This window comes from Specibacter cremeus (assembly GCF_003946885.1).
GTDB classification, from domain to species: Bacteria; Actinomycetota; Actinomycetes; order Actinomycetales; family Micrococcaceae; genus Specibacter; species Specibacter cremeus.
The window spans coordinates 1-2,166 of record NZ_RWKQ01000051.1 but is presented as its reverse complement, the minus strand read 5'-3'; the positions used below and the strand labels follow the sequence as shown (position 1 = coordinate 2,166).

Below are 2,166 nucleotides of genomic sequence, written 5' to 3'. Positions count from 1 at the left end.
TTCGGCAAGCGGGTCCGCGAGCAGGTGGCGGCCGCGCCGGACTCCGCCTCAGCTGGTGTGGCGGTCGACGCCGGCGCCTGAGTTGCGTGCCCGGGACGCCTTCGAGTCGGGTGAACAGTCATTTGAAACGGCACGGCCGGCGCGTGTTCGTTTGACCGCCGATAGCAGCGGGCCTGCCAACCATGGCAATCTTTGGGACCGAGTCAGAAGAGGGGTGCCGGGCGGGTGGCCGGCTGATCACCCGGGTCTGATCAACATCTGATTGTCGGCGTGTCGGGGTGATGACACGCCGGGGATGCACGAGAGGCCCGGACGGGCGGCGGCCCTCCGCCGGCGACCTCCTGCCGGAAATCGGCGAACGCTTCGGCCAGTTTCTCCGGGGCAAGGCCGACACGTGGGAGGGATCGTTGTGTGGGCCCGGCGGTTTAGGTGTAGGAGAGCGGCCGAGGGTCCTCAGTGAGATCGTGGGTGACGTTTTCGATGAGGAATCGGACGGTGAAGTGCACGCAGTGGGGTCGTATATCTCCCGGAGCACTCCGTCGGCGGATCAGGAGGGAGAACGATGGAGCGTCCCAGATCAAGGGGCTCGTTCCGGCCGAGATGGTCCGCCCCTCGGGCCTAAATCGGCGCCGTTTGGATTCAGTTGAGCGTGCACGATGGCCTCCGATTCAATACCGCCTTGGTAGGCAGTCGATCGGAGGCCATCCGCCCCGGATCACACCGTACCGCTCGTGAGAATTGCAACTAGAGCGACTTGTTCCGACGCAACATCCGACCATTCGATGAAAGCCACAGGAGCGGGCCGACTATCGGAATGATTAGCACGATGGTTAACCAGAGAATGGCTTCCAAGCGTGTCAATCGACGAATACTCTTGCTCAGACTAATCGCCGCCCAAAGAAACAATGCAATCGACAGAATAAAACCACAGGTACCGGCTATTTCGAGGGTGGTCGGATAAAGGACCGCCGCGCCAGAGTCAAGTGCTTGCACGGGAATCTCCATTCCCCCACCTAGATGTTTACGAACGTATCACTGACCATGCCCCATGGCCCCATCACCATCTTTTGCAAGGCCGCACGCTGGCCGAGGTTTACGCCGTTAACCCATCCGATAGCGATCTGCCAAGTTGCCTGGCAAACTCCGTTGTTTCCACTGAGGAATCTATCGGTTGTCGCGCTCATGCCTCGCAGTGGATAATAGTTAGTGTAGCTTGCGGTGCAGGAGAGGACGTTAGTAATCCTGGTGCTATTGTAAGAGAAATTTGCGTCTAGGCGAACCCTGGTCATAAGAATTCCCAGGATCGAGTATGAGTACTGTGACGTTCGGGCGACCGTCGGATCGGCGGCAGCGGCCACAGCCCGACCGCTAGGATTCTTTGTACTGGCTGCTGACTGAATTTCCGTGGAAGATTTGCTAACAACAGCGTCGCCGCCGAGTAGTGTCCGCGTCTGCTGAGGGTCGTCGCTCCCTTGGACGTTGATGAATTGATCCAGCAGATCGCTCATTACTGCCGGATCATTGAGGTACGAGACAAGCTTGTTCTTGTCCTTTGTCGAGAGCCTTGTGAATTTCACGTAATTTTCGTTGGCATCACGAGTCGAAGTTGCGGCCGTCTTCAGCTGATTCTCAAACTGATCGACTGTCAAATTCCGGTGATCGGATTGGACTGTCGAAGAAGATTGCGGAGTCGACGAAATCGACTCCGCATTGGCCCCATTGACCGCGGCAATACTGAGGCCGAAAGTCAAAATCGGAACTGTGACGTATTTCGAAATTGTCTTTAGGTGCTTCATTGTAATTCCCCCTAATTGTTTTGATGAATGCGGCTGGCGGCGGCATTCTGCCGATCACGGAAGGATCAAGGCTGGTCACTTATGTTCGTGAGATATATTCGATTGGGTTGATCGAGTGGGAAAGCCTCGTATAACATGAATTGCTGACCCCCCAGTTGTCGTTCAGGTCGTTCAACCGACTCACGAAGATGTGATGTCGTCGACGCTACCATGAACCCCGATGTGGTCAAAAAGATGCAACGCCTGGCCTCGATTTCATGAGACGATGTTTTCGCGGGATCAGGACTTGCGGCAGGGTCCCGGAAAAGTCGCGTGTCAGCAGGTCAGCAGGCATGTGAGGGCCCGGTCTGGATCGCGGGCGTGGTGTCGT

2 protein-coding genes are annotated in these 2,166 nt (G+C 57.0%); both read right to left on the bottom strand.

Translation table 11 applies throughout. The features are described from left to right. Positions 1–744: 744 nt before the first annotated feature. Complete coding sequence (locus EJC77_RS16930) at positions 745–993, bottom strand: PLDc N-terminal domain-containing protein (RefSeq protein WP_164520460.1); 249 nt, start codon at positions 991–993, stop codon at positions 745–747. A 20-nt stretch (positions 994–1,013) separates the two neighbouring features. Next, on the bottom strand, positions 1,014–1,796 hold the full coding sequence (locus tag EJC77_RS16925) for a hypothetical protein (RefSeq protein ID WP_125615365.1): 783 nt from the start codon (positions 1,794–1,796) through the stop codon (positions 1,014–1,016). Between the last annotated feature and the right edge of the window lie 370 nt (positions 1,797–2,166).

Excerpts from the sequence above, each read along its gene's own strand:
- EJC77_RS16925 (WP_125615365.1), bottom strand. The coding sequence starts at position 1,796 with ATGAAGCACCTAAAGACAATTTCGAAATACGTCACAGTTCCGATTTTG.